The 24,948-nt window shown below is 41.6% G+C and carries 25 protein-coding genes; 16 read left to right on the forward strand and 9 right to left on the reverse strand.

Annotated elements, in window-relative coordinates; genetic code table 11:
• Nucleotides 1-76: 76 nt before the first annotated feature.
• From CLV51_RS23620 to CLV51_RS23630, 3 genes are read right to left on the reverse strand one after another with little or no spacing between them, the layout of a single operon-like run.
• Entirely contained in the window at nt 77-1,054 is a 978-nt protein-coding gene (locus CLV51_RS23620) for a FecR family protein (protein WP_158267129.1), read from the reverse strand.
• A gap of 48 nt (nt 1,055-1,102) precedes the next feature.
• Nucleotides 1,103-1,654 carry an RNA polymerase sigma-70 factor gene (locus CLV51_RS23625; protein WP_158267130.1) on the reverse strand — a complete coding sequence of 184 codons (552 nt, stop codon included), beginning with the start codon at nt 1,652-1,654 and terminating at the stop codon, nt 1,103-1,105.
• Nucleotides 1,655-1,689: 35 nt separating this feature from the next.
• Complete coding sequence (locus CLV51_RS23630) at nt 1,690-3,453, reverse strand: endo-1,4-beta-xylanase (RefSeq protein WP_158267131.1); 1,764 nt, start codon at nt 3,451-3,453, stop codon at nt 1,690-1,692.
• A 353-nt stretch (nt 3,454-3,806) separates the two neighbouring features.
• Between CLV51_RS23630 and CLV51_RS23635 the strand changes: the two genes are divergently transcribed.
• The 6 genes from CLV51_RS23635 to CLV51_RS23660 all read left to right on the forward strand — a co-directional run bounded on the left by CLV51_RS23635 (nt 3,807) and on the right by CLV51_RS23660 (nt 7,957).
• Nucleotides 3,807-4,241, forward strand: coding sequence for a thioredoxin family protein (locus CLV51_RS23635; protein ID WP_106530568.1), 435 nt, complete (start codon nt 3,807-3,809; stop codon nt 4,239-4,241).
• Nucleotides 4,242-4,246: 5 nt separating this feature from the next.
• The gene (locus CLV51_RS23640; RefSeq protein ID WP_106530569.1) at nt 4,247-5,173 is read left to right on the forward strand and encodes an FAD:protein FMN transferase; all 927 of its coding nucleotides are present in this window, start codon (nt 4,247-4,249) and stop codon (nt 5,171-5,173) included.
• On the forward strand, nt 5,160-5,393 hold the full coding sequence (locus CLV51_RS23645; protein ID WP_106530570.1) for a DUF4266 domain-containing protein: 234 nt from the start codon (nt 5,160-5,162) through the stop codon (nt 5,391-5,393). The genes CLV51_RS23640 and CLV51_RS23645 overlap by 14 nt, the downstream gene beginning before the upstream one ends.
• Before the next feature lie 18 nt (nt 5,394-5,411).
• Complete coding sequence (locus tag CLV51_RS23650; protein WP_106530571.1) at nt 5,412-6,629, forward strand: DUF3570 domain-containing protein; 1,218 nt, start codon at nt 5,412-5,414, stop codon at nt 6,627-6,629.
• 73 nt (nt 6,630-6,702) lie between these two features.
• Nucleotides 6,703-7,062: a DUF4180 domain-containing protein gene (locus CLV51_RS23655; protein WP_106530572.1), complete on the forward strand. Its 360-nt coding sequence runs from the start codon at nt 6,703-6,705 to the stop codon at nt 7,060-7,062.
• Between the two features lie 160 nt (nt 7,063-7,222).
• On the forward strand, nt 7,223-7,957 hold the full coding sequence (locus CLV51_RS23660) for a hypothetical protein (RefSeq protein WP_146151367.1): 735 nt from the start codon (nt 7,223-7,225) through the stop codon (nt 7,955-7,957).
• Nucleotides 7,958-7,993: 36 nt separating this feature from the next.
• On the opposite strand, the gene CLV51_RS23665 is transcribed toward CLV51_RS23660, so the two are convergent.
• Nucleotides 7,994-8,497, reverse strand: coding sequence for a hypothetical protein (locus CLV51_RS23665; RefSeq protein WP_106530574.1), 504 nt, complete (start codon nt 8,495-8,497; stop codon nt 7,994-7,996).
• Between the two features lie 163 nt (nt 8,498-8,660).
• Nucleotides 8,661-9,620, reverse strand: coding sequence for a GlxA family transcriptional regulator (locus CLV51_RS23670; RefSeq protein WP_158267132.1), 960 nt, complete (start codon nt 9,618-9,620; stop codon nt 8,661-8,663).
• Nucleotides 9,621-9,757: 137 nt separating this feature from the next.
• On the opposite strand from CLV51_RS23670, the gene CLV51_RS23675 reads away from it, so the two are divergent.
• On the forward strand, nt 9,758-10,459 hold the full coding sequence (locus CLV51_RS23675) for an NAD(P)-dependent oxidoreductase (protein ID WP_106530576.1): 702 nt from the start codon (nt 9,758-9,760) through the stop codon (nt 10,457-10,459).
• Nucleotides 10,460-10,633: 174 nt separating this feature from the next.
• Here CLV51_RS23675 and CLV51_RS23680 read toward each other — a convergent pair whose 3' ends face one another.
• Complete coding sequence (locus CLV51_RS23680) at nt 10,634-12,652, reverse strand: KUP/HAK/KT family potassium transporter (protein WP_342748480.1); 2,019 nt, start codon at nt 12,650-12,652, stop codon at nt 10,634-10,636.
• 469 nt (nt 12,653-13,121) lie between these two features.
• Here CLV51_RS23680 and CLV51_RS23685 point away from each other — a divergent pair, with 469 nt between their 5' ends.
• On the forward strand, nt 13,122-14,777 hold the full coding sequence (locus tag CLV51_RS23685; protein WP_106530577.1) for an alpha/beta hydrolase-fold protein: 1,656 nt from the start codon (nt 13,122-13,124) through the stop codon (nt 14,775-14,777).
• 99 nt (nt 14,778-14,876) lie between these two features.
• Here CLV51_RS23685 and CLV51_RS29820 read toward each other — a convergent pair whose 3' ends face one another.
• The gene (locus CLV51_RS29820) at nt 14,877-15,002 is read right to left on the reverse strand and encodes a hypothetical protein (protein ID WP_281261536.1); all 126 of its coding nucleotides are present in this window, start codon (nt 15,000-15,002) and stop codon (nt 14,877-14,879) included.
• 293 nt (nt 15,003-15,295) lie between these two features.
• Between CLV51_RS29820 and CLV51_RS23690 the strand changes: the two genes are divergently transcribed.
• The 3 genes from CLV51_RS23690 to CLV51_RS23700 all read left to right on the forward strand — a co-directional run bounded on the left by CLV51_RS23690 (nt 15,296) and on the right by CLV51_RS23700 (nt 17,766).
• Nucleotides 15,296-16,033 carry a DUF4386 domain-containing protein gene (locus CLV51_RS23690; RefSeq protein WP_106530578.1) on the forward strand — a complete coding sequence of 246 codons (738 nt, stop codon included), beginning with the start codon at nt 15,296-15,298 and terminating at the stop codon, nt 16,031-16,033.
• Between the two features lie 315 nt (nt 16,034-16,348).
• Nucleotides 16,349-17,260: a helix-turn-helix transcriptional regulator gene (locus CLV51_RS23695; RefSeq protein ID WP_106530579.1), complete on the forward strand. Its 912-nt coding sequence runs from the start codon at nt 16,349-16,351 to the stop codon at nt 17,258-17,260.
• A gap of 98 nt (nt 17,261-17,358) precedes the next feature.
• A complete protein-coding gene (locus tag CLV51_RS23700) occupies nt 17,359-17,766 on the forward strand; it encodes a DoxX family protein (protein ID WP_106530580.1) in 408 nt (135 codons plus the stop codon).
• Nucleotides 17,767-17,916: 150 nt separating this feature from the next.
• On the opposite strand, the gene ppsA is transcribed toward CLV51_RS23700, so the two are convergent.
• On the reverse strand, nt 17,917-20,364 hold the full coding sequence (ppsA, locus tag CLV51_RS23705) for a phosphoenolpyruvate synthase (protein WP_106530581.1): 2,448 nt from the start codon (nt 20,362-20,364) through the stop codon (nt 17,917-17,919).
• A 48-nt stretch (nt 20,365-20,412) separates the two neighbouring features.
• Here ppsA and CLV51_RS23710 point away from each other — a divergent pair, with 48 nt between their 5' ends.
• From CLV51_RS23710 to CLV51_RS23725, 4 genes are all read left to right on the forward strand, one after another.
• Nucleotides 20,413-20,598, forward strand: a complete 186-nt coding sequence (locus CLV51_RS23710; protein ID WP_106530582.1) for a hypothetical protein — start codon at nt 20,413-20,415, stop codon at nt 20,596-20,598.
• 39 nt (nt 20,599-20,637) lie between these two features.
• Nucleotides 20,638-21,141, forward strand: a complete 504-nt coding sequence (locus tag CLV51_RS23715; RefSeq protein WP_106530583.1) for an Lrp/AsnC family transcriptional regulator — start codon at nt 20,638-20,640, stop codon at nt 21,139-21,141.
• A gap of 212 nt (nt 21,142-21,353) precedes the next feature.
• Complete coding sequence (locus tag CLV51_RS23720; protein ID WP_106530584.1) at nt 21,354-21,872, forward strand: DUF2911 domain-containing protein; 519 nt, start codon at nt 21,354-21,356, stop codon at nt 21,870-21,872.
• Nucleotides 21,873-21,930: 58 nt separating this feature from the next.
• Nucleotides 21,931-22,290, forward strand: a complete 360-nt coding sequence (locus CLV51_RS23725) for a hypothetical protein (protein ID WP_106530585.1) — start codon at nt 21,931-21,933, stop codon at nt 22,288-22,290.
• A gap of 126 nt (nt 22,291-22,416) precedes the next feature.
• Here the strand turns inward: CLV51_RS23725 and CLV51_RS23730 are convergent, their stop codons facing one another.
• Nucleotides 22,417-23,049 carry a hypothetical protein gene (locus CLV51_RS23730; RefSeq protein WP_106530586.1) on the reverse strand — a complete coding sequence of 211 codons (633 nt, stop codon included), beginning with the start codon at nt 23,047-23,049 and terminating at the stop codon, nt 22,417-22,419.
• A 288-nt stretch (nt 23,050-23,337) separates the two neighbouring features.
• Between CLV51_RS23730 and CLV51_RS23735 the strand changes: the two genes are divergently transcribed.
• Nucleotides 23,338-24,813 carry an RICIN domain-containing protein gene (locus tag CLV51_RS23735; RefSeq protein WP_106530587.1) on the forward strand — a complete coding sequence of 492 codons (1,476 nt, stop codon included), beginning with the start codon at nt 23,338-23,340 and terminating at the stop codon, nt 24,811-24,813.
• Nucleotides 24,814-24,948 lie beyond the last annotated feature (135 nt).

Consider the following 24,948-nt stretch of genomic DNA (forward strand, 5'->3'; position numbering starts at 1 on the left):
AGGTATCCGCCATAAGCCGCTGCGTATTTTTTTAATGTTTATTTAAGATGCGCGCTAAATTATTATGCCTGTTTATTCAGGGACGATATAGTATAATACGCTGATGCTCCTTTTTGATACCAAGCCCGGTGGTGAGTTTTATTTCCTCCAGTGCTTCTTCCAGTGGCTGATGTACAAAACGGACATTTATGCGCAACTGTGACTGTACATCTTTTACTTCATCTGATAAAACAATATTTACGTGGTAATAATCGCTTAGTTTATTTACCACCTCCTGCAGTAAGGTGTTTCTGAATTCCAGGATACCCGTTTGCCAGGACTGGTCATTAGCATCAGTAACATTCCCTTCTGTAAATTGTTTACCGGATAATGTGGCTGTTTGCCCTGCAGAAAGGATAATGTGGTGCTGCCTGTTGTTTTTTTCTGCAAACATCACTTTCCCGCTGGATACAGTTATTTTGTCTGTTGATGCAGCTGTATTTACAAAAAAGGAGGTTCCCAGCACTTCCACCATCGCAAGGGGAGTACTAATACGGAAAGGAGCGGCGGCCCGGGCGGCTACTTCAAAAAATCCTTCCCCTTCAAGGCTTATTAAGCGCTCTTTTGTATCAAAGGAACGGGGATAGCTAAGCATGGTACCTTTGCGTAAATGCACCAGGGTACCATCCGGTAGTACCACCTGCTGATTATCATACCTGGCAGAAAGATGTTGTATGGCAGCCGGGCCGTACATGCGCTGAAACCCCCAGGCCACCATAGCAATAATGGTGATAACAGCAGCAGCAGCCCCGAGTTTTTTCCAGGTATGCATGTTAAAGATCCTGCCAGAGGTATGTATCCTGGTATTTATCTTAGTCCAGGCCTGCTGTATGTCGAACATTTTGTTGGTCAGCAGCATGTCGCTGTTCTGCCATATGCTTTGATAGGCAGCATATTCCTCCTGGTTCACCGGATCTGCCATCAGCCATTCCTGGAGACAGGCATTTTCTTCCGCTGAGGCTTCGTGATTTAGATGTTTCCCTATAATATTGGCTATATGTATATCAGGTTCCATAAATGTCATACTGTTTGAATAACGCAGAAAAGAGGAATCACCTCTATTCTACCAGTTTATAAGAGCAAAAATTTCCAGTAACATCCAAAAATGAATGCTTTTAGCGAATGCGCGCAGCATTTTAAGTGCCTTACCTATTTGATTTTCTACCGTTTTAATGGATATTCCCTGACTGGTGGCTATTTGCTGGTAGCTGAGCTTACTTACACGGCTCATGATAAAAACATCCCTGCATTTTGGCGGCAGGGTGCTGATAGCATTGTTTAATGCAGCCCTGTAATCCACCTCTTTGATCACTTCCCCGGAAAACAGGAGCTGTTCTTCCACTACGTCCTCGTCAGTGAGCGCAACAACCGGATGTTTGCCTGCTTTCCGTAAATAGGTAAGACTGTTGTTGCGTACGGCGGTAAACAAGTAATACCTGATGCCATCTGCGCGGATTATATTTTCCCCGTTTTCCCATATCTTCATGAAAACTTCCTGTACAATGTCCTCACTGGCCTGTTCTGATTTCACGAACGTTAAGGCATAATTACAAAGCGGATTGTAATGCTGTTCAAAGATGATGTGAAATTGTTCGTATAGCGTGTTTTTGCGCAAGCAGTGTATTTTTATAATATTATGGTTGCAATGACCTACCGGGATCCTTTTAATTGAGAGAGCAGGGCATAATATGCTTCTTTAGGCTGCGATCTTTCATCGAATGGTAATCCATTTCCGTAGTTTACTTTTCCGGTTTCATTATCGCGCCACCCCAGCGAGGAGTATCGATCGGTGAAGCCCCATGTACTGAAACCTGAACATTTCGGGTTGGCCATACAAACAGCAAGAATGGCTTTATAATACGCCGCCTGCCTGGATAATAACGGCGCTGTTTCCGTTCCATGGAGGCTAACATCCATTTCAGATACCCGTACTTCCAGTCCTAAGTCAGTGAATTTTTTCATGGTGCGCGCCAGTGCGTCAGGAGTTACAGGTGTTTTACCTTTTCCCATATCTTCATGCACCTGAAAAGCGATACCATGTATAGGAACATGGCGTTTTTGTAATCTTTTTACCAATCGATATAAAACATTGCATTTATTATCAGGATCAGTTTCATCCAGTTCTTCTACGCCATACTCATTGATATAGAGTTTTGCAGCAGGATCGATGTTATGCACCAGGTTAAAGGCAATATCTATGTATTCTTCTCCCATAGCCTTAAACCATGGAGAAGAGCCTCTGAGGCCTGCATTTTCATCCATGTTTAAATCACGGACAGGTTCATTTACAACATCCCATTCTGTAATCTTTCCTTTGTAGTGTGAGGTTACTGTTATTATATGATCTCTGAATATTGCTGTTATTTTCGCCGGATCATTTTCCATGGCACTTACCCATTGAGGTATTGCCTCATGCCAGGCAAGTGTATGTCCATGCACCGCTATTTTATTTTGCCTGGCAAAATCTACTATAGCATCTGCTTCTGCAAAGGCGTAGATATTGGGTTGCGGATGAATGAACTGAAATTTCATATCATTTTCCGGTGTCACCATGCTATATTGGCTGGCCACTGTTCTGGCATAAAGGGTGTCAGTCATCAGCGGGTTTACAGCAACTGCGGTACCTATGTGTATGGGTCTTGGCAGTAGATTGGCAGTAGAACGAAGCGTATTGGACAACGCAGATATTGTACAGATTTTATTATCTACTACTTCTACTTTACTTAATAAGTTAACAGGCTTTACTACCAGTGCATTGAGCAGGAAACTGCTGCCTGCTTCAGCCTCCGCACCAAAATATATTTTCCCTTCCCCAAAAATGTTATAGGTATCTTCGAAATTACCGGCAAAAATATTGTTGACATACCATTCAATTTTATTGCCACTTCTTTTTATGGCAAGTTGTACATTTTGTAAACTACCAATAAAGGCTGCTGTTTTAGGTATGATGGAGGTACCGTCATGGATGATCAGCTGAAGTAATTGGTTTTTTATGCCGATAGCAATTGATTTACCTTCCTGTTTCCATTCGTCATATATATCCGGGAGTTGACCGCAAAAATAAATAAGCGCTCCTTTTTCTGATGGCGGAGTAACGGTAGCGACCAGTAAAAAATCACCCTGCACCTTTAAATAGGGGCCCTGAAGATTATAAGGGGGATTTTTTGTTAGTGGTTCCTTTTCCTGTTCAATGGCAGTTTCGCCGGGAACCCTTATTTTAGGGACAATACCCCTGTTTAAAGCCTGAATAAGGATGCCTTCGGGCTTTACGGTAGCTCCTGAAAAATGTTGCCAGTCATGACCGTTAATCAGATCAGTAAAGGGGATGTCATCTTTATAAAAATTATCTGCATTGCCATAGCTTTGTTTTTTACATCCAAATGAAATGGTGAAGAGCAAAAAAGTTGTCAGCAATATAATCTTTAGGTTTTTTCCAGCACAGAAATTAGACATAGTACAGCTTCTTAGTAAGGTTTTGAGGAGAAAGCAACCTGATGTTAACAGCCTCCGCTTTATGTATTTATATTTAGCCATGCTACCTGGCTAAATATTGCCTTCTTATCATCAAAACGCAGAAATCGGAAAAACCCCTACTCCTTTAAAATATTCTTAACAGATGTTTAACCAGTTATTATTCACCTGAACATGTCTGAATAAGGCTCATAACAGCGATGCTTACAATTGAACCCGAAAGATGAAAAACTCATTTTCGCAAAACTATTCCTTACTTTTGCCAGGTAACCATGCTAACAATAATCCATTAAAACATGTACAGATATATACTGTTAATGTTAGCATGCGTAGTATTGTCTTGTGAACCTGTCCATGCACAGGTAATCAATAATCCCGTTATTGCCTTTGATCAGGCGCAGCAAACGGGAAAGAAAATACTACTGATATTCTCCGGTTCCGACTGGTGTATTCCCTGTATACGATTTCATAAAAAGATACTTTCCGACAGCACTTTTCAACATTTTGCCAGTGAATACCTGGTATTGCTGGAAGCAGATTTCCCACAACACAAAAAGATACCGGAGCCACTTCGCTCACAATATGATGTTCTTGCAGAACAATTCAACCCCGATGGCGAGTTTCCACAGGTAGTATTATTAAGTCCGGAAAAAAAGCTGATAGCGAAAGTACCTTTTGATCAACAAACACCAGCAGCATTTATTACAGCCGTGAGCGCGCTCCTAAAATAGCACATATGCACAGCAGTAAAATCAATACACGTTTGATGGGTTCTGAATTTGAGCTCATAGCAGTGGGTGAAAATGAGGAAGTATTACGGGAACGGTTAAACGAAGGTATTACAGAAATACGGCGTATCGAAACACTGCTGACAGAATTCAGCGATGACTCTCAAACGGCGCAGTTAAATCAGCATGCGGGTATAGCGCCGGTACAGGTAGCCACCGAAGTGTATCAGCTGATACAGCGTTGTATAAAACTCTCCCGGCTAACACAGGGCGCCTTTGATATTTCCGCCGGGGCATTAAAACGGCTTTATAACTTCAAACAACAAAATTTCCGGATGCCGGATTCCGCCACCCTTGCCGCTACCTTGCAGCAAACCGGGTACCGGCATATTGCATTACTGGAAAACAATTACGTGTACCTGCAGCAGAAAAGGATGCATATCGGCTTTGGCGCCATTGGTAAAGGGTATGCGGCCGATCGTGTAAAGGTGTTATGGAAAGCAAAAGGTGCCGGCAGTGGCGTGATCAATGCCAGCGGGGACCTTACCGCCTGGGGTACTCAGCCTGACGGCACTCCCTGGAAAATAGGCATTGCCCATCCGGATGATATTTCCCAAATACTATTATGGCTGCCGGTAGAAAATGCATCAGTAGCTACTTCAGGTAATTATGAACAATATTTTGAGTGGAAAGGGATACGTTATTCGCATAACATTGACCCCCGGAAAGGATTACCGGTGCCCTATATCAAAAGCGTTACAGTGATCAGCTCCAGCGCGGAATTGTCGGATGCATTGGCTACTGCAGTTACTGTGATGGGAAAAGAGGTAGGACTGGACCTGATCAACCAGTTGCCGGATGTGCATTGTATCATCATTGATGAAAAGAATCAAATTTTTCAATCAGAAAAAATTCACATTCATGCCAAAGCATAATATCAACCGTATACCTGCTTTCTGCGTATGCATTGCCGTAACCTCCCTGCTTGCCGCATGCGCTACTGTAAAGCCTTACCAGCGGATATACCTCAATGATGCAAATATGAAACTGGGAAAAGCAGATATTGAAAAATTTGATGAGAGCGTACATACTTATCGCGAAGGGGCCAGTGGCGGAGGTAACGGGAAAGGCAGCGGCGGATGTGGTTGTAACTAAACCGGTAAACTAAAAAAGGTGAAAAGGAGATTTATTGCAACCAGCCTAATAGCAGCCTATTTATCGGCATGCGGACAAAAAACGGATGATAGCACGGTGTATAAAAAGCAACGGCTCTCAAAAACAGATATCCAGGTATTGTTCTCTTACTATACACAGGATGGTAATCACTCTGCCGTTACCGGAGGCATCGGTACGGAGGCATTACAGGTATATGCGCCCGGCTTCACGATCACGCATCAACGTGATTCTCTTGATGCTATACAATTCAATGCAGGAGTAGATGTGATCACTTCTGCCTCTAAAGACAGGATAGATTTTGTTTTATCTTCTGCCTCCCGGGTAGACAGCAGGATATATATGAACCTGGGTTACAGCCGCCTGCTGAAAAGAAGCCGTATCCGCGCCGGGATCAATACCGGTTTTTCTATAGAATCCGCCTATCTGTCGCTACCATTAGGCATATCCATCTCGCATGTCAATATTACCCGCACAAGGGAAATCAGCGCTTCTCTGCAATGTTTCTTCGACGATCTGCGCTGGGGGCGCCTGGGCGGGAGATCCGGTGAAACGCTTATGTTGATATATCCCGATGAACTGCGCTACAAACAATGGTTTGATATATACCTCAGACGATCCTTTAATCTCAGCTTCGCTTTTTACCAGGTGATCAACAAAAGAATGCAACTGGCTATATTCCCGGAACTCGTATATCAGAGAGGGTTATTATCCACTCCGTATCACCGGGTGTATTTTAATGATAATGATCATACACTGAAAGTGGAAAATCTCCCGCGTGAAAGGTGGAAGATACCGCTGGGTATTCAACTGAACGTTTTTACCGGTAACAACGTGATTATCCGCTCCTATTACCGTTTTTACCGGGATAATTTTGGTATTACCGCACATACCCTGCAGGTGGAAACACCGGTAAAGATCAGTCCTGCATTTACCCTATCACCACTGGCGCGTTTTTATACGCAAACGGCTGTACGATATTTCAGACCGTACAAACAACATGATATACAGGAATCATTTTATACCTCTGATTATGACCTGAGCCATTTTAATAGCTACAAACTGGCGCTGACCGCAAGATATTCTCTTTTCAAACCGTTATTTGGTAAATACAGTTTTCAGGATATGGAGTTAAGATATGCATTTTATAAACGTTCCGACCAATTGACCGCACACATTATTTCACTGCTCCTGGATTTTAATCATACGCGAAAGTGAAGAATTTATTTCCCCGGGAGATCGATTTTGTTTTATTTTTGCAGATAATATTTTTGTCCTTATTTAACTCACAATGAACATAGCAACACACGAGACCGGTGATATCAAAATAGCAGAAGTGATTTCAGAAGAAATACTGATTAAAAATCCGGAAGAAGCGCTTCAATTAATAGTTGACCTCTATTACCAGGACTTTAGCAAAATAATTATCCGTGAAAAAAATATCACACCCGATTTCTTTGACCTGAAAACCGGTGTAGCAGGAGAAATCCTGCAGAAATTCTCCAATTACAGAGCACAACTGGTTATCATCGGCGAATTCACAAAATATCCGGGCAAGAGCATCAAAGATTTTATTTACGAAAGCAATAAAGGAAGGCAGGTCAATTTCCTGGGTTCGCTGGAGCTGGCTGTTGAAAAATTGTCAAAATGATCCCGGGATAATTGAAAGAAATCTTAGTTTTGCATCAGGTACGAACAACTGTCACCCCGATTACGTTAGAAGAATAAAGCGTCATTATATTTTATCTTCCTTTCAGCAATTTCATGGCCGGCCCCAACGGCTTTATAATAACCTTTAAACTACATGTTATATGAACCCCTTTAAATTGCCTGTATTTCTTCTTTGCCTGATTTGCATGTTTGGTTGTCAGGGAACTAAAAATCCGCCCACTACTTTGATCCGGAAAGATAGCGTGGTAGATGTGTTACCAGTTTTTGACGGAGCTACCTGCCTGATCTGTATTGATATCTTCAGCATCTCGAACAAAGTCAATACCGATTGGGCTGTAAAAGCCAATAGAAACCCTGCTATCCCGAATTTTAACGATACCCTGATTACGCATGCGGTATTTGCAGAGATAGATTCTCAAAAAGTAAAATGCCCTAAGGGCGCCAGGATAAAATTGCAGTTTCTTTACCACCACGATCCTAAGCCAATATGGATAAGGAAAGGGACAAAGATCGTGCAGGGGCCACGGGAGGAATCTGATTTTGTGGACTCCGTTTTAATTCATTTAAAGGATCCGGCTTACGGGGATGTGGCCAAAATATACCTGGCCTGCTGTGAAGCTGATTCGAAGAAAAGTAACATCGATAATTCTTTGAAGCTGGATTCAGTGACCCATGTCATCACCAACGACCATACTATTCACCTCATCTGCGGATCTATTGAAGGGTCTGAAGATTGCGATGCGGGTGGCCCTGATAAAGTGAAAATATTTGTCTATGAAAAAAAGAAAGATACCGTAACCAAATATATTCCGATAAATGATGTGCCTAAGGATAAGCATTTTGATATTAACACTAATACCGTCAAAAAGAAATAGTATTGAGCATTAAATGCAGCGCTAATTATTCTTGTCTTACTTCCGGTTCATGCATTCACAGGAGATTTGAGTATGGTAGATATAAAGACTGTCTTTATGATCAGCTGAACGGATGGTATCTGTTCCGATATCCCGGTTTTGCTGGATACAGGAATCGGTAGCTACAGGACAAGTGTTGAACGCGGTGCAGTCTGCCGTTTGAACGATCCTGCCATCAAAATTATAAGTGTATAAAACTACATCGCATGCTTGTGGAATTGTATCTCCATTGCAACCGCACCATTGTTTTTTAATTAATCCGTTCTTTAATGGTGGATTATAAGTGATCGTAATTTTTTCACAGCTGTCTTTGCCCGGGCAATGGCCAGTACAAAGCAATTTATATTTAGTGGACAGTTCCTTATGATTTTTATCATGGATAGTCTCCCGTTGAATAAAGGTCTGACAGTAAACTTTATCTTTGCCTCCATTCTTACAACCAGTGGCAAAAAGAATAGATAAAAGAATAAGTAATTGGGGTATAAAAACTTTGTATCGCATAAAAAAAGATTTAACCAGGAATATGTGCTGCAGGTGATTCGCGAAAATATTTGCCTGCCAGGATAAACTTCTCGTAATGCCTTTGTAAAAGGGGATTATACACGTAAAGGTAGACTATTTGTGATTAAAAAACATACTGCCCTTGCATGGCTATTTTACCGTTTTAATTTGACTGAAGCTCTTTACGAAAAGCGCCAGGAGGCATACCTGTTGTTTTTGAGAAGAGGCGTGAAAATGAGGCAATATCCTGATAACCTACCTGGTAGCAGATTTCAGCAATGCTTAATGTAGTTTGTTCCAGTAAGGTTCTTGCGGTTTCGAGGCGTCTGTGCTGTATCCACTTTCCCGGGCTCATGCGCATTTCATTCGTAAACTTCCTTGACAGGGTGCGTGGTGAAATACATAGTTTGCGGGCTATCATCTCAATATTTAATTCTTCCGGAGGTATTTTTTTTAGTTGTTTTTCAAAAGCACCTTTTTCTGTTTCCGGCAGTGGCATTTCATAAGGACTCTGCAATTGACGAACAGGAGGTAATGCCATGACTTTTCTCACCTGCCTTTCTTCTGTGGCCATGCCTATATCAAGCAATATGATTGACAGCAGATCGATGCCGGCATAAACGGCTCCCGAAGTATAAATTTTTCCCTGTTTTATTACCATTCTGGAGGGCTCCCAGCGAACCTGGGGAAAAAGACGGGCTGCTTCATTTTTGGCCCACCAGGCAATCGTTGCTTTCCTGTTATTAAGGATGCCGAGTTTTGCCATTAGTAGCCCTGCCCCGCATGTTCCGGCGATGATAGCTCCTTGTTTGATGGCCAGATTTACCAGTGGGGCAGCAAATTTGCTTTCCCGTGTTAATATTTTAGGAATATCTGTGGTGTCCAGACTGATGCCTGCCAAGAGAATCAGCAGATCCATCTTTTCAGAAGGCTTTTTCCTGGTAGGAAAAGTAATGCCAGACCGTGAAACGGCATTGGCGTGCTGTGAAACAAATTCTATTGAAAACATTTTTCTTCCGGAGATCTCATTAATAGCCGAAAGTGTTTCCGCAACAGAGGAGGCTATCGCTGAATAGAAATTAGGAGGCAGGTAAATAACAGTGTGAATACACTTCTTTGACATAGTGAAATAAATATGGAAAGTCAAATATACATCTTGTGCTGATAGGTTGTCCGTTTTTGCATATAAATTGTCAATTATGCCAACCTGCTGTGGCATAAAACTTTACGAATTTTGTATGAATTTTAAAACACGATAACATGAATATTGGAATCATTGGCGCAACCGGAAATATCGGTCAGCGCGTTCTTGCAGAAGCAATTAGCCGCGGGCATAACGTTACGGCATTCACCCGTAACACATCAACTGTAACAGATAAAGGTAGTGATGTCAGCTGGAAGAACATGGACGTATTTGACACCAACACCATTACGACAGCCCTGAGAGGACTTGATGTGCTGATCAGTTTATATCAGCCTGGCAATGCTTCAAAAGATATGAGCGATACAATTGCGCAATCTATCCGTCATCCGGAAGTATATGCCACCGTGGCTACCAACCTGTTAAAAGCTATGGAATCATATCCTGCATTAAGGTTGATTGTGGTAGGTGGTGCAGGTAGCCTGGAAGTGAGGCCAGGATATACACGCGCGGATTTATCGGATGAACTGCGGGCTACACTCAGGGAGCTGGGTCTTCCTGAAGCCTATGAGGCTGCGGTACGTGGGCATCGGGATGCCTTAAATACCTACCGGCTTTCAAACCGGCTATGGACGTATCTTAGCCCTGCTGAACAGATTTATGCGGGAGAACGTACAGGACGTTTCCGGTTGGGAGGTGATCAGCCTGTGCTGGATGGGGAAGGTAAAAGCCGCATCAGTTTTGAAGACTGCGCTGTAGCACTTATCAACGAAGCTGAATTACCTGCTTTTGTTCAGAGAAGATTTACGATAGGTTACTAATTCCCAGGCCACCCTTTGTTGTTATATAGCAGTAAAGGGTGGCTTCAACGTACAAAATAGCTTTCGCACTTATAGCAACGCCGGCAGATATCTGCCGGCGTTGCTATAAGTGCATCAGAGACATTTGATCATTATTACATCTGCCCTGAAAATAGCTGTTATGAAGGGATCTGTTTATTCCTGCCGTTTTTTATAAAAAACCTGTTTAAGACCGTCACAGGATTTGGGTGTTACTACGAGCGGTATTTTTTCTACCAGTATTTGACTGCTGTCCAGTCCAAATGCTTTACTATCCGAGGTAGCTAATTTATTGATCGAAAAATAACTGTTGAGGATGAATCCTTCCCGTACTGAAAATTCATTATCGTATGACAACACATTTTCAAAAATAACAAACTTATAATTACTCAGATTTTCAGCGTCCAGCGCAGGAAAACGTTTTAATGCATCCAATTCCTTATTGTGGACCATATCTTTAACCACATTCCTGAACATCAGGCCTATTCTCGGTTGCACACGGAAACCCAGCATAAAGTCTATCCGGATCACCTTACCATCGTTCATTTCTTCCACCCCGTATTCCATTGTAAAGGGTTCATCGGTACGTTCAATATGTATCAGCCAGTACATATCTGCCCGCTTGGGATGATGCTGGAAGATAGAGGTGAGTACCCTTTTTTCAATCTGGTTGGAATGATCGGCTTTTGTCAGATAGATCAGGTGGGAAGTGGTCTTTTGAATACTGGTGTCATTACTCAGCGCTTCTATTTTATCTAAATATTTATTTAAGTTAACGAAACTGAGGAAACGGTTGGTGATCTTACGGGCATTAAACCAGATGTACATGGTAGAAATCAGTCCTATTTCAAACACCAGGAAGAATAATCGTTTTACGATCTTTACAGCATTAGCCACAAAGAAAGAAGATTCAACAGCAATGAATAATACCATTATCAATGACACGATCCATAAAGGATAATGCTTTACATAGCGGAGGAAATAGAACATGAGGATGGTTGTCATCAACATGGCAATGGTAATGGAAAAGCCATAGGCTGCCGTCATTGATTCACTGGTGCGGAAATATAGTACCACCAGGAAGCAGCCTGTACACAATATCCAGTTAATGCTCGGGATATAGATCTGTCCGCGGATGTTGGTAGGGAATTTCACTGTAACCTTGGGCCAGAAGTTCAGACTGATGGCTTCACTGATCAAAGTAAAAGAGCCGCTGATCAATGCCTGGCTGGCAATGATGGACGCGCAGGTAGCAATGAGGATAGAAGGTAGCAGGAACCAGTGAGGCACAATTGCGAAAAACGGATTAGCTCCTCCCAGCGTACTTTTATGTTGTGCCAGTGTCCAGGCACCCTGTCCCAGATAATTGAGCACCAGCGTGGTTTTTACAAATATCCAGGTTGCCTGTATATTCTTTTTACCACAATGCCCCAGGTCAGAATACAAAGCTTCGGCACCGGTTGTACAAAGGAATACCGCACCGAGCAGCCAGAACCCTTTAGGGTGCTCAGTGAGCAATGAAAGACCATACTTAGGGTTAAGTGCCTGGAAAATATAGGGGTAGTGAATGATCTGGCTGACACCCAGTACGCCCAGCATCATAAACCACAGAAACATCACCGGTCCGAATGCGGCACCAACTACTTTGGTACCAAAACGTTGGAAAATAAAGAGTAATAAGATGATCACCAGCACAATTTCCACCACCAGATTGTTACCCGGCACGATCACATTTTCCAGTCCCTTCACCATGTTTAACCCTTCTATAGCGGAAGAGACCGTGATAGGGGGCGTAATAATCCCGTCGGCTAATAAGGTACCTGCGCCTATGATGGCGGGGAATACGAGCTTAGGACCAAATCGCCTTACCAGCGCATAAAGTGAAAATACACCACCCTCACCCTTGTTATCGGCCTGGAGGGTAATGATTACGTACTTAAAAGTCGTTTGCAGCGTGAGTGTCCAGAAGATACAGGAAATGGCACCAAATACCAGGTGCTCATCAATAAAACCACCATCATTCATGATGGTTTGAAATGTGTACAGTGGCGAAGTTCCGATATCGCCATAAATAATTCCGAGGGCAATTAACAGACCTGCAGTAGTGATCCGTTTAAAATGATGGTGATGCGCATCCATGTAGCTGGTTGTAAGTATGGGAATATGCCAGCCCAAACGCTGACTATCCGGTATTTTAAAAACAGGGTTTGATCCCCCTGGTGTAAATCAGCCGCGAAAGTACGATAAGCAGCGTACCTCTGTCAAAATGGTAGGGTTAAATTACTTATTTTAATGGAATTTTAAGGTGGGACTTATCATTTTACCATTTAGTCCATACTTTAGGTTACTTAACTGCACTATGCTGCCGGGGTGCATAAGTCTTGTGATAGCTTGCTATTGTACCTATTTTATTTTTTCTCATCAGTATTTATGCCACAATTAGAAATGTTTTATGCTAATTATAAAAGGGAGCATAAAGTAGTGCTTCATTATACTTCATATTAAATATATTTTGAACAACTTTAACTTTCTTTTTGCAGCTATAAGGTTAATTTCACTTACCTGCATCACAAAATTTACAACATACACTCTCTTAATCAAGGGCTTTGCAGGACGCCTCCTTATCCTTTTTAAAATTACGCTCATGCTCAGGTATGGATTGTTAACTACAACTTTACTCGTCTTCATTGCAGGTTCTGCTGCATTTAGTCAGATTACCATAAAAGGGACTACCATTGATGCAGTTAGTAAAAAAGCACTTCCTTACGTAAATATAGGTATCAGGCATAAAAGTATCGGGACCATTTCGCATAGCGACGGTGCTTTCTCTGTTAATATTCCGCAACAAAATGAAAGTGATACACTGACTTTTTCAATGGTTGGGTATACAGCGTTAAATATCGCGATAAATAATATTGGGGCGGTTAACGAATTTGAATTGAGGGAAAAAACAAGCCAATTGAACACAGTTATTGTCCCCGGTAAAAAATTGGTTGAAGAGAAATTTGGTATAGTAAAGTATCACCCACTTGTTCATTTCATCGATGGGAGCACAAATCAAAATGATATTTTTGAGATTGCCCAATTAATAAAACTAGATACTACTCTTTCTAAAATAACTTCAGTTAATCTGTACATAGGTGCGGCCAGAAAAGACAGTGGTGTTTTCAGGATCAATTTTTATGGTTTTGACGGCAGGCATCCTACGAACAGCATTTTTGAGAAAAGTATTATACAAACTCATCTGATTAATAAAGGCTGGTTAAAGTTTGATTTGAAAAAATATGGTATTTACTTAAAAGGCGACTTTGTTGTAGCGATAGAGTTTCTTCCCTCAGAGAAAAAAGCGGAATCAATTTCTTATGAAGTAAAGTTAGGTGGGTCTGCCAAAAGCTTTTCGAGGTCCCAAAGTCAGGGTGACTGGAGAATTCCACCACATCATTATCGCATGTTTGTGACAGCTTTGGCAACAGACAATGTTCAGAAATGGCACCGGGACAATGCTGAAGAAAAGGAAACGCTACCGGCAGCCCGCTTATTCTCAGCATCTGTGCAGGATACATTCTCTGTTTTTATAAAAGTTCCGCAGAATTATGTTAAAAACAAGTTCAAGCACTATCCTATAGTTTATCTTTTAGATGCCAATGCATATTTTGATCACGTAAGTGATTTTATTAGTGATAAGGATAAGAATAAATTCCCGGTAGAACCGATCCTGGTTGGTATTGGATATGCTGATTTTATTCAGAATGATTCTTTGAGAGATAGGGATTACACTTATCCGATAGCGTTGCCAGCAGATAGTTTCAAGGTGAGTGGGGGCGCGAATAAGTTTTTAAATTTTCTTGAAAAAGAACTCATTCCATTTATCGATAGCACTTATCGGGTGGACACCAGTAATCGTACCATTATGGGACATTCATTAGGAGGATATTTTACTTTATATGCTATGGAGCGGGAGATTATCGAAAAGCACAATTTATTCAGGAACTTTGTTGCTGCAAGTCCTTCTTTATCATATCATAATGAATACCTGCTTGGAATATTGGCGGACATGCCCGAAAATAAGCAGATCGCAATGCCCCGGACATTATATGTAACTGTTGGGGGACTTGAAAATGAGGACGAGGTAAACAGCATAGAAATGCCTGAAGAATTTAATTCTTTTATCCGGCGGTTGTCAACAAAGAGACAGGGGGAGGTCAATATCAAAAGTGAGGTTTATTCCGATTTTTCTCATATGGAAACTGCTGTCAGGACGTTTGATGAGGCGATACATTGGCTCATGATGGATAAATAATGTGAAGTTGTCTTAAACATGCACATAGCAGCGTAACAATACAAAAAAAAGGATGCCCTTTTGAGGCACCCTTTCATAATTTTAATTTACACTCGTTTTTTAGCACTCGATTTTTGTAAGCCAAAATATAGAGGTGGTCGGTTCCTTAGCACCTGCCGTAGTTTTACCCATATTGGCGACAACAATTTTTCCCAGTTTTAATTTGCGTGACAGTTTCTTTTTCATAAGATGAATATTTTATTTTACGGAAATTTACCAATAATCACTGCGAATATGCTGCATTGAGTGAATCCCGCGAAACGCTGCTGTTTATCCTGGTATATGCAATGGTTTCTGATGCAATGTCCATCATGGAAAACGAATAGCATGTCTTCAGTTATTCAACACGTATACACTAAATATTTATTTTCAGTAGCTTTTTTTAAGAAAAAATCTGTGTATCATACGCATAAACTAAGATATCAGGTGGGTTGCGTTGTTCGCTCTTTGCCTCATTTTACACATATAATGGAACCCCAATGACAGGTCACAATGTTAAAATTTCGCCACAAGTTTATGCAAGAACCGGCGGCTTGCTATACCTGATTATCATCGTCACCGGTATCTTTGGTGAGGCATTCGTCAGAAATAAGCTTATTGTATTAGGTGATGCTACGGCCACGGCCAATAATATTATGGCTTCTCAGTTGCTGTGGCGCATTGGCATTGCCGGCGACCTGATAGCGCACGTGTGTGATCTTCCTTTAATGTTGATCTTTTATGTACTGCTCAGACCAGTAAACAAAAACCTTGCTTTGCTTGCGGTATTTTTCTGTTTGATACAGACCGCCGTTTTGGTGGCCGCCAAGTTAAATCTTTTTACAGTATTGTTTCTACTGGAGAGCGGAGATTACCTGAAGGCATTCGAGCCACATCAGCTACACGCGCTAATGTATCTTTCTATCAAGGCAGATGGATACGGCTTTGGCCTTGGGCTCATATTTTTTGGCTTTGAGTGCCTTATCCTGGGGTACTTGATTTTTAGATCAGGCTATTTACCAAAAGCGCTGGGCATTCTGATGCCAATTGCTGGCTTGAGCTATCTGACGAATAGTTTTGCAATGATTCTTGCCCCAAAATTCGCAGATTTGATATTCCCCACGATAATGATACCTGCCTTTATTGCAGAATCGTCTTTTTGTTTATGGCTCATTGTGAAGGGCGTGAATGTTCCTGAGTGGGAAAAGCAAGCAGGTATTGGAGCGGGGAGGGGATAAAGCTAGTAATAAAAAAATCTTGTTCAATTACAAATTGAATTGAACAAGATTTTTTTATTATTGATGAATAATCATGAGCTATCAAAGTTGGTCAATTGTTCCCAATCCGTGTTTGAAAAATTCGATTTCCACAGCTTTTTATTTGCAGGCGATTTCCATTAAAATATAGGGGTATAGGCGAATCTTTGCCTATATTTGATTATAGGGACTATCAGATATCCGAACTCTTTGTTTTATAATGTTTGCGTGCTATATAGGTGAATTTGTTATGGCATGCACCCGGGGTTACCCGAAAACCTTCACAAATAAATCTGTATGTACTTTACAAGTTTGCCTGATCACACTAGTCCGGGGTTTGATGAAGCGTTGCATTTCAGCAAATTCAAACAGCACAATATCATTTTCAATGCGGTATCGAGTAAGAGTCATTGTGACCGTCATGTAGGTTGTCTCTCTATTAAAACGATATTAAGCGGGGAAGAATGGTATGGTGTAGATAATCAACAGCTGGTGGTAAGACCGGGAAAATTCCTGATCTTAAACGATGATCAGGACTATTCCTGCAGGATTGATGCTACTGAGAAAGTAAGGGTCCTGTCTGTTTTTTTCAGAAAAGACTTCGCCACAGCTGTATTCCGGGATGCTTTATACAGTGAAGAAGCATTACTTGATAACCCCTTTGAAACAAACGGGCAGGCGCTTGAATTTTTTCAGAAGCTGAATGATACTGATCCCGGCCTGGAGCAGAAACTGATGAGCCTTCAAACAATGCTGAATAGATATGGACATGATAACATGGTGGATGAGCACCTGGTTTTTTTGCTGCATCATTTGATCCGGTTACATAAAACGGAGACAGTGTATACAGACCGGGTAAGTGCAGTTAAAGTGAATACAAGAACAGAAATTTATAAGCGTTTATGCATTGTCAAAGACATCCTGCATTCCACCTTTATGGACAAGCCGGACCTGTCTTTAATCAGTAATACTGCCTGTTTGTCCGTTCCCCAGTTAATCCGGCAGTTCAAAGCTGTTTTCAGGACAACGCCCCATCAATACCTTACCCGGATAAGGCTTGCCCATGCCGCCAGATTATTGAAACATACCGCGACACCCGTACAGGAGATCACCTGGATGTCCGGTTTTGAAAATACCAGTGCCTTTTGCCGTGTATTCAAGGCGGTATATGGTGTATCTCCCCTTTATTTCAGAATGAAAGCTGATTAAATTGAGCATTTCTGCACATATCTCTTATTATCGAAAAAGTAGATTTATGATATGATCATCATCATAAATTTTTCTTACCAGATAAATAAAAATAGTTTATGCTAAAGAAATGGTATAAGACGTCTCCCAGCCAATCTAACCGTAGCGTGGATATTATCCGCATCGTGGTAGCCCTCATTCTGATCGTGCATCCTATAGAACGGATATACACAGGACATGTCGCGCTGTTCGGGAGAGATATGGATTCCTGGGGACTCCCTTTTGGTTTAGCCTTTGCCTGGTTTATCACGCTCATGCAAATTGCCTGTAGTCTTGCCTTGATTTTCCGCCGGCTGGTTGTACCTGGCTGCATTGGTCATATCTGTATTCTCACTGCAGGAATTGTGCTCATTCATGCCGCTGATGGTTGGTTTGTAGTGGGAGGCGGAACAGACGGAATGGAATTCAGCGTTACACTGATTGCTTGTTTCTTTGCTGTGCTATGGGCATATTGGCCGCGGTCATAATAGTATATCCGGACAAGACAATCCGTATAATTATTCCGGGCTACTTTACAATTGAGGTCATTTTCATAAAAATATTTTACACGGATTTAAAAGCTACAAAAGCCTTGCATAGCATGGCTTTTGTAGCTTTTAAATGAAGGGCACTTTAAATTATGCCTCTGCGGGTAATAAACGGCTGGTTAATATTTTTTGCTCAGCCTCGTGTATTGCTTTGACAGTTTTGATGACGGCATCCGGTGTTACCGAAATACTATCAATACCCTGCTCCACCAGGAACCTGGTGAACTCAGGAAAGTCTGATGGCCCCTGCCCGCAGATGCCCACTTTTACTTTTTGTTGTTTGGCAACTTTGATCAGGTGGGCTATCATACGGAGGACTGCAGGATTACGCTCATCGTAGATGTTTGCTACCAGCGCTGAATCCCTGTCCAGGCCAAGTGTAAGCTGAGTAAGGTCATTGGAGCCAATAGAGAATCCATCTATGAATGCGGAGAATTCTTCGGCCATCATAATATTAGAAGGCAGTTCGGCCATCAGGTATACTTCCAGTCCCTCTTCACCACGCTTTAAGCCATATTCATTCATCACGGCCAGTACCAGCTGTAGTTCTTCCACCGTCCTGCAAAAAGGGATCATTACTACCACATTTTTTAATCCCATTTCCTGTCTCACTTTTTTGATGGCCTTACACTCAAGCGCAAACGCTGGTTTATACTGTTCTGAATAATACCTGGAAGCACCCCTCCAGCCTAACATTGGATTCTCTTCAGAAGGTTCAAAATATTTTCCTCCCAGCAGATTAAAATATTCATTGCTTTTAAAATCAGAAAAGCGTACAATCACTTTTTCCGGGTAAAAGGAAGCCGCAATTTTACCAATACCATAGGCTAGTTTGCTCACGAAATAATCTTCTTCATTAGCATGTCCATGAATGAGGACGGCTATCTTTGCCGAGAGAGCAGGATCATTCAGTTCCCTGTGTTTTAGTAAGGCAAGCGGGTGTACTTTGATGTAATTATTGATAATAAACTCTTCCCTGGCAAGACCTACGCCCTTGTTGGGTAAATGGGTAAACTGGAATGCCATGGAAGGGGAGCCTACGTTCAGCATCAATGGCGTGTTGATGTCGGGTAATGTTGTCAGGTCCAATTGTTCCTCCTGAAAGGGTAGTATGCCTTCATAAATAATGCCTTCACTACCTTCTGCACAGTTGACTGTAATTTCCTGACCAACATTTAATTTTTCGGTGGCATCGCCACAACCTACGATAGCGGGGATCCCCATTTCCCGTGCAACAATGGCTGCATGGCAGGTGCGCCCACCCTTATTGGTAACTATCGCCGCAGCCATTTTCATGATAGGCTCCCAGTCGGGATCAGTCATATCTGTTACCAACACGTCACCCGGTTTAAATTCATTTCCTTCTGTAAGGCGGTTATCAAGAGAGAAAAGGATGTTTACCTTCCCGGCAGCAATTTTATCGCCCACTGCTATGCCTTTTAGCAATTGTTTGGTAGCTGTAGTGGTACTCATTGTATGCGTGGTGATCAATGTATGGTTTTTTCGTGAATGGATCGTTTCCGGGCGGGCCTGTACTATAAACAGCTCATTGGTTAATCCGTCCAGAGCCCACTCCACGTCCATAGGGCACCACCGGCTTTTTTGTGCAGTGTAATATTCTTCAATACAAATGACCCATTTTGTCAATTGCATGATTTGGGTATCGCTTAAGCAAAATTGTTGTTGGTGTATTTTTTCAACAGGTATTATCCTGGTTCTTTCATCACTGCTTTCACCGTATACCATCATCTTGTCCTTTATGCCCGGTTTCTTTTCTATGATGGGTGTATAGCCTGGTTGCATGCAGGGCTTGAAAACAATAAACTCATCAGGAGAAACAGCACCTTGTACCACCATTTCCCCTAGTCCGAATGATCCATTTATAACAACCACGTCTTTGAAGCCAGATTCGGTATCGAGTGAAAAGGCCACCCCGGCAGATCCCAGATCGGAGCGCACCATCTTTTGCACACATACGGATAAGCCTATACTAAAATGATCGAAGCCAAAATTCTCGCGGTAACTAATGGCACGATCTGTAAATAAGGACGCAAAGCAATTTCTTACTGCATCTATTAATGCAGCCGGACCTCTTACATTCAGGAATGTTTCCTGCTGCCCGGCAAATGATGCATCGGGAAGGTCTTCTGCTGTAGCGGATGACCTTACAGCTACATCTGTTTGTTCCTGGCCATATTTCAGCGATAATGCATTATAAGCAGCAATGATTTCTATACTCAGGTTTTGCGGAAACCGGGTGCTGCTGACGGCCTGTCTTATTTTCTGTCCTGCACGACGTAATGTAATAAGATCATTGAAATCGATAGTGGCTATCTGTTCACGTATAAACTGTTCCAACCCGCTATCCTTTATGAAGTCGTAGTAAGCCTTTGTAGTAATGGCAAAACCTGATGGTACAGCTACTCCTGCTTTGGATAAGTTGGTAATCATCTCTCCAAGTGACGCAGATTTGCCGCCCACAAGTGCAATGTGTTTCATGCCTGCCGCTTCCAATGGAAGTACAATGCTTTCTCTCATATAAAATGAGTTTAGTAAGTAAAGAATAAAAATGAAATACCTGGTGGAATGCTTTCGCTTTCCAAACGTGGTAAAGTAGGTAAACAGCCGGCCGGCACCATTTACGTGTTAGCTTCCCAGGAAGCTGCTTTTGTGAAAGCAAAGTATTATATGAAGGAAAGGAATGTTCATCGTAAGCACAAACAGCGAAAACAAAACGGAAAAAAGATGTTATTAGCGTCTTTTTTTCAATAAATCATTGACAGTATCCCTATTTTTGATAAAAAAACGGACATGAGTTACATACCTGACCAGATTGATATGTGTATAATGGACATATTACAGGAAGATGCACGCACAACAAACAAGGAGATTGCCTCCCGGTTGGGAAAGTCTGTTACTTTAGTATTTGAAAGAGTAAAACGCCTGGAAGCAGAACAATATATCATGCGCTATATTGCCGTACTTAATAAAAATAAACTTGGCAAAAACCTGGTAGCCTATACCAGTGTAACGCTCAAAGAGCATGGACACGACAGACTGCTTGCCTTTGAGCAGAAGATCAACACCTTTCCCGAGGTGATGGAGTGTTATAAAATGAATGGTCAGTTCGACTATTTGCTGAAAGTATTGGTAGCAGATATGGAAGAGTATGAGGTATTTAATGTTCGTAAACTTTCAACGCTGGATAACATTTATAAGATCCGTAGCCTGTTTGTTTTAGCAGAAACAAAACAAGAAGTCGAATTAAACCTCAAAGCTAATTTGCAGGCAAAGTTGCAGCATAAGAACAAATAATACGAGGAACACGACAGAAATTATTATGTCTTGCGCCTTTATGATACCGGTCAGATATCATGCATTCGATCCCGGAGGGATGGTGTAAGTACTCTTTTTTTATGCCCTGAAAATACAGATTTAGTGAAAAATTGTACAGCATCAGATCTCAACAGTCACCTACCTTTGTTCCGGTTCCAACATAAAAATTTTAATATTATCATCTAAAAAGTATGAAAAATTCCTTAACTATAACGCTGCTTTTTACAGTAATTATTGCGTCTGCAACAGCATTTGCCCGGCAAGCTAAGCCCAGGGTAAGTCCGGCTGAATCTATCAGCGGAAAAAGTAAGCATGCAAACATCACCATTAATTACAGTAGTCCATCTGTAAAGGATCGTAAGATATGGGGCGCTCTTGTTTCCTATGATAAAGTATGGCGTGCCGGCGCAAATGAAGCCACCACGTTTGAAACAGATAAAGACATTAAAGTGCAGGGTAAATTATTACCAGCCGGAAAGTATAGTTTTTTTCTTATTCCTAAAGAAGGTATGGCATGGACAGCCATCTTTAATAAGGAACCTAAACAATGGGGAGCTTTCAAATACAATGAATCCATGGATCAGTTACGTGTAGATGTACAGCCAAAGACATTGAAGGATATACAGGAAAAACTGGTTTATAATATCACATCAAAAGGTTTTTCTTTAGAATGGGAAAAAGTAGCTGTGCGACTTTCGTTTGGGCGCTGATAAAGTATAACTTGTAAAACAACCTACTGCATTTTAAGATTGGCCAAACTAATTTTTCATGTATAGATTTAAGGATTTAATTTATATAACACTGACTGCAGAGGAACGAAATGAATTGATAGTACTTTCTGAAAAACTAATTAAAAACCCATATACTTTAATCGATTTCGACACCAATCAGCTGCAGGCTACTTTTTCATATGATTCCTATTGGGTATTGCATGATGTAAGTTTTATTAAGGGGAAAAAAGTAATATTCACCGGGATGTCTGTTATGGCGAAGCAGAAAGATATTATCACCTACCTGCAAAAGTGCAGAGATGAAAATGATTTTCGTACGCTAAGGATTTTACCTTTTGAGAATAAAGAGAAGTTATATTATATAGATGAGGATGGGAACGTATTGCTGTATGCGTAAGCAATATATAAACGAAGTTTTGTTATTCGAAGAAGCAGAGCAATGTTGCACCAATCTGAAGATCGGTGCAACATTGAATTATCAGATCTTAATATAACGGTGGATGCTGGTATTTATGGGGACCTTTTAATTTGTTCCCTTCTTCAGATAAGTTTTATTGCCGTTTTTGTTAATGTAATATTGCCCGCCCCGTGGACCCTGATAAATGGTTCTCCCTTTAGCATCTGTACCCACCACGTTGTCACCAGTGGTAGCCGGTTGTGTGTTGACGGTAGCCGGTTTTTTAACGGTGGTAGCAGCTGGAGTTGTAGTAGGCTTGGGTGCTACAGTTGTTGGACTCGCAGTTGCTGCAGGGGTTGTGGCAGGCGTGTTGGTGATGTCCTTGGCTTTTTTTGTTCTCGTCTTTTTTGTGGCGTCTATAATTATGGGGGGGTAAGTTCGGGGGGTAGTAGTAGTTATGGCTTTAGATGCATTTGCTTTTGCCTTTTTTGGGGCTGCTGTTGTTACAGCAGGGGGGACATCGGGTGGGGTAGTAGCTGTGACTTTAGATGCTTTTGTTTTTGTCTTTTTTTTCACGTCTGCCGTGCTTTCATCTTTGGTACTGGTAACTTTATCTTCAGCCTGTTTCTTTTTCTTCTTTCCGGCTTTGGTAGCCTTTTCTGTAGTTTGCTGTGTTGTACTGCCAGGTGTTTGTGCATAACCTTTTATAGTTCCAAACAAAAGAGTGCACGCCAGTAACAGCATGGTTATTCTTTTCATAGCAAAATGATTTGGTATAATTGAATATAAGGAATTTTCCCGAAAAGATGATCAGTAGCGTACTGATGGGCAAATGTTATTTATGATATTTTTTAATATCTGTTCTGCCACATATTCTCCCGAAGGATGATTAAGTTTAGCTGACTCCCCTTAAAATATTATTATTTTACCCCCCTTTTTTAGCGATTTACTCCCCTGGTCACCAATGCTAATAGCCCTATTTTGCAAAAGATAATTCCACGGTATACCCGGTAATTCCACTGATATTAATTCCTAAAATTATTAACGATGAGAAGATTACTATTTTATCTCCTGCTGATTACATTTTTATCTGGCTGTTCAAAAGCATTACAGGAAAAGATTTCTTCAAACACATTGCCAGGTAAGCATATGTCTGCAACAGCATTGGCGGCAACAGGTACCTCCGGTTTTAAAGGTGTCAACTGGGCGGATCCGGCCGATAATTTTAAAGATGGCTGGGTGGTGCCAAGCGGATTGAGTTCTTCCGATAATTATGTTACCACTCAAATCAAGGCAGCAAACATTATCAATGGTTTTCAGCAAAGAGGTATCAATACCATACGTATACCCATTAACCCGCCTACTGTATTGGAAGCATGGTGGGGCAGCTATACAGGAGCTATTGACACCGCCGCCAATGCAGGGATGAAAGTGATCCTGGGTTGTTGGGAAGGCAGCAGTTCCAGGAATGGGTTAGTGGATGATTATACCCTGTTCTGGAATATGTGGCAGACCGTTGTTAATAAATACGGTAATAACAGCAACGTTTATTTTGAAGTATTTAATGAGCCGCATGGTTATAGTTTATCGGATCTGAATAATCTTTATGCCGACTGGCTCACCCATTACCCTACTGTACCCAAAAACAGGGTATTGCTGGATGGCGCAGGATATGCGACAGATGTGAATGGCGTAGGCGCCGACAGCCGGTTGAGCGCATGTTTATTATCTTATCACAACTATACCTGGTTTGATAATAACAAAACAACAGTAGCCGATTGGGAAGCAGCTATAACAGCTATCAACTATCCTGAACGAACTATTGTAACTGAATTCGGCATTCCCATGACTAACGGAAAAGACTATCTTGGAGCACCTGGTCAGGATAGGGAGATTGCCTATTTCCAGGGAATAACAAACCGGGTGCTTTCCCGCAGCATAGGCAGTGTTTACTGGCCCGGATTAAGGACCGGAGATAGTTATAGCTTATTAACATTAAACGGTACTACGCTTACTACAAACAATGCTTCCGGTCTTTCCAGGTTGCAATACGCATGGGGCAATGCGACCATTACCCAGCCCTACGGAACATTTGATGGCAATGCATGGTATAAAATTATTTGCCGCCAAAGTAATAAGTCGCTGGATGTTTATGGTTCCTCCACCATTAATGGCGGTAATATTATTCAATGGGACTACTGGGGTGGCAATAATCAGCAATGGAAATTAACCAGTTTAGGTAATGGCCTTTTCAGTATCATTAATCGTAATAGCGGTAAAGCATTAGATGTAAATAACAGCTCCACTACCGGCGGTACTGGTATTATCCAATGGGATTATTGGGGAGGCGTTAATCAGCAATGGAAAATTGTGGATATGGGCTTTGGTTATTTCCAGGTAATTAACGCAAACAGTAGCCAGTCGTTGGATGTAAACGGTGCATCCGGCACTAATGGTGCCGGCATTATACAATGGCCCTGGAGCGGAAATACTAACCAGCAATGGCAGATCATAAAACTATAAGTTTACGCTAATGCAATTATTTTCAGAGATATAGTTTCGGCAGTTTGTCTGTAGTTGGTTACTGAAAAATTCAATACCACAGGGATTGTAGTGCCCCCAAGAAGTGTCTAACTTTTTTGGGGCACTACATTAGAG

The organism is Chitinophaga niastensis (assembly GCF_003014755.1).
GTDB lineage: Bacteria > Bacteroidota > Bacteroidia > Chitinophagales > Chitinophagaceae > Chitinophaga > Chitinophaga niastensis.

Excerpts from the sequence above, each read along its gene's own strand:
- CLV51_RS23725 (WP_106530585.1), top strand. The coding sequence starts at position 21,931 with ATGTATAGATTTAAGGATTTAATTTATATAACACTGACTGCAGAGGAA.
- CLV51_RS23655 (WP_106530572.1), top strand. The coding sequence starts at position 6,703 with ATGAACATAGCAACACACGAGACCGGTGATATCAAAATAGCAGAAGTG.
- CLV51_RS23730 (WP_106530586.1), bottom strand. The coding sequence starts at position 23,049 with ATGAAAAGAATAACCATGCTGTTACTGGCGTGCACTCTTTTGTTTGGA.
- CLV51_RS23700 (WP_106530580.1), top strand. The coding sequence starts at position 17,359 with ATGCTAAAGAAATGGTATAAGACGTCTCCCAGCCAATCTAACCGTAGC.
- CLV51_RS23675 (WP_106530576.1), top strand. The coding sequence starts at position 9,758 with ATGAATATTGGAATCATTGGCGCAACCGGAAATATCGGTCAGCGCGTT.
- ppsA (WP_106530581.1), bottom strand. The coding sequence starts at position 20,364 with ATGAGAGAAAGCATTGTACTTCCATTGGAAGCGGCAGGCATGAAACAC.
- CLV51_RS23660 (WP_146151367.1), top strand. The coding sequence starts at position 7,223 with ATGAACCCCTTTAAATTGCCTGTATTTCTTCTTTGCCTGATTTGCATG.
- CLV51_RS23635 (WP_106530568.1), top strand. The coding sequence starts at position 3,807 with ATGTACAGATATATACTGTTAATGTTAGCATGCGTAGTATTGTCTTGT.
- CLV51_RS23645 (WP_106530570.1), top strand. The coding sequence starts at position 5,160 with ATGCCAAAGCATAATATCAACCGTATACCTGCTTTCTGCGTATGCATT.
- CLV51_RS23620 (WP_158267129.1), bottom strand. The coding sequence starts at position 1,054 with ATGGAACCTGATATACATATAGCCAATATTATAGGGAAACATCTAAAT.
- CLV51_RS23640 (WP_106530569.1), top strand. The coding sequence starts at position 4,247 with ATGCACAGCAGTAAAATCAATACACGTTTGATGGGTTCTGAATTTGAG.
- CLV51_RS23715 (WP_106530583.1), top strand. The coding sequence starts at position 20,638 with ATGAGTTACATACCTGACCAGATTGATATGTGTATAATGGACATATTA.
- CLV51_RS23665 (WP_106530574.1), bottom strand. The coding sequence starts at position 8,497 with ATGCGATACAAAGTTTTTATACCCCAATTACTTATTCTTTTATCTATT.
- CLV51_RS23695 (WP_106530579.1), top strand. The coding sequence starts at position 16,349 with ATGTACTTTACAAGTTTGCCTGATCACACTAGTCCGGGGTTTGATGAA.
- CLV51_RS23670 (WP_158267132.1), bottom strand. The coding sequence starts at position 9,620 with ATGTCAAAGAAGTGTATTCACACTGTTATTTACCTGCCTCCTAATTTC.
- CLV51_RS23685 (WP_106530577.1), top strand. The coding sequence starts at position 13,122 with ATGCTCAGGTATGGATTGTTAACTACAACTTTACTCGTCTTCATTGCA.
- CLV51_RS23720 (WP_106530584.1), top strand. The coding sequence starts at position 21,354 with ATGAAAAATTCCTTAACTATAACGCTGCTTTTTACAGTAATTATTGCG.
- CLV51_RS23710 (WP_106530582.1), top strand. The coding sequence starts at position 20,413 with ATGCTTTCGCTTTCCAAACGTGGTAAAGTAGGTAAACAGCCGGCCGGC.
- CLV51_RS23735 (WP_106530587.1), top strand. The coding sequence starts at position 23,338 with ATGAGAAGATTACTATTTTATCTCCTGCTGATTACATTTTTATCTGGC.
- CLV51_RS29820 (WP_281261536.1), bottom strand. The coding sequence starts at position 15,002 with ATGAAAAAGAAACTGTCACGCAAATTAAAACTGGGAAAAATTGTTGTC.
- CLV51_RS23690 (WP_106530578.1), top strand. The coding sequence starts at position 15,296 with ATGACAGGTCACAATGTTAAAATTTCGCCACAAGTTTATGCAAGAACC.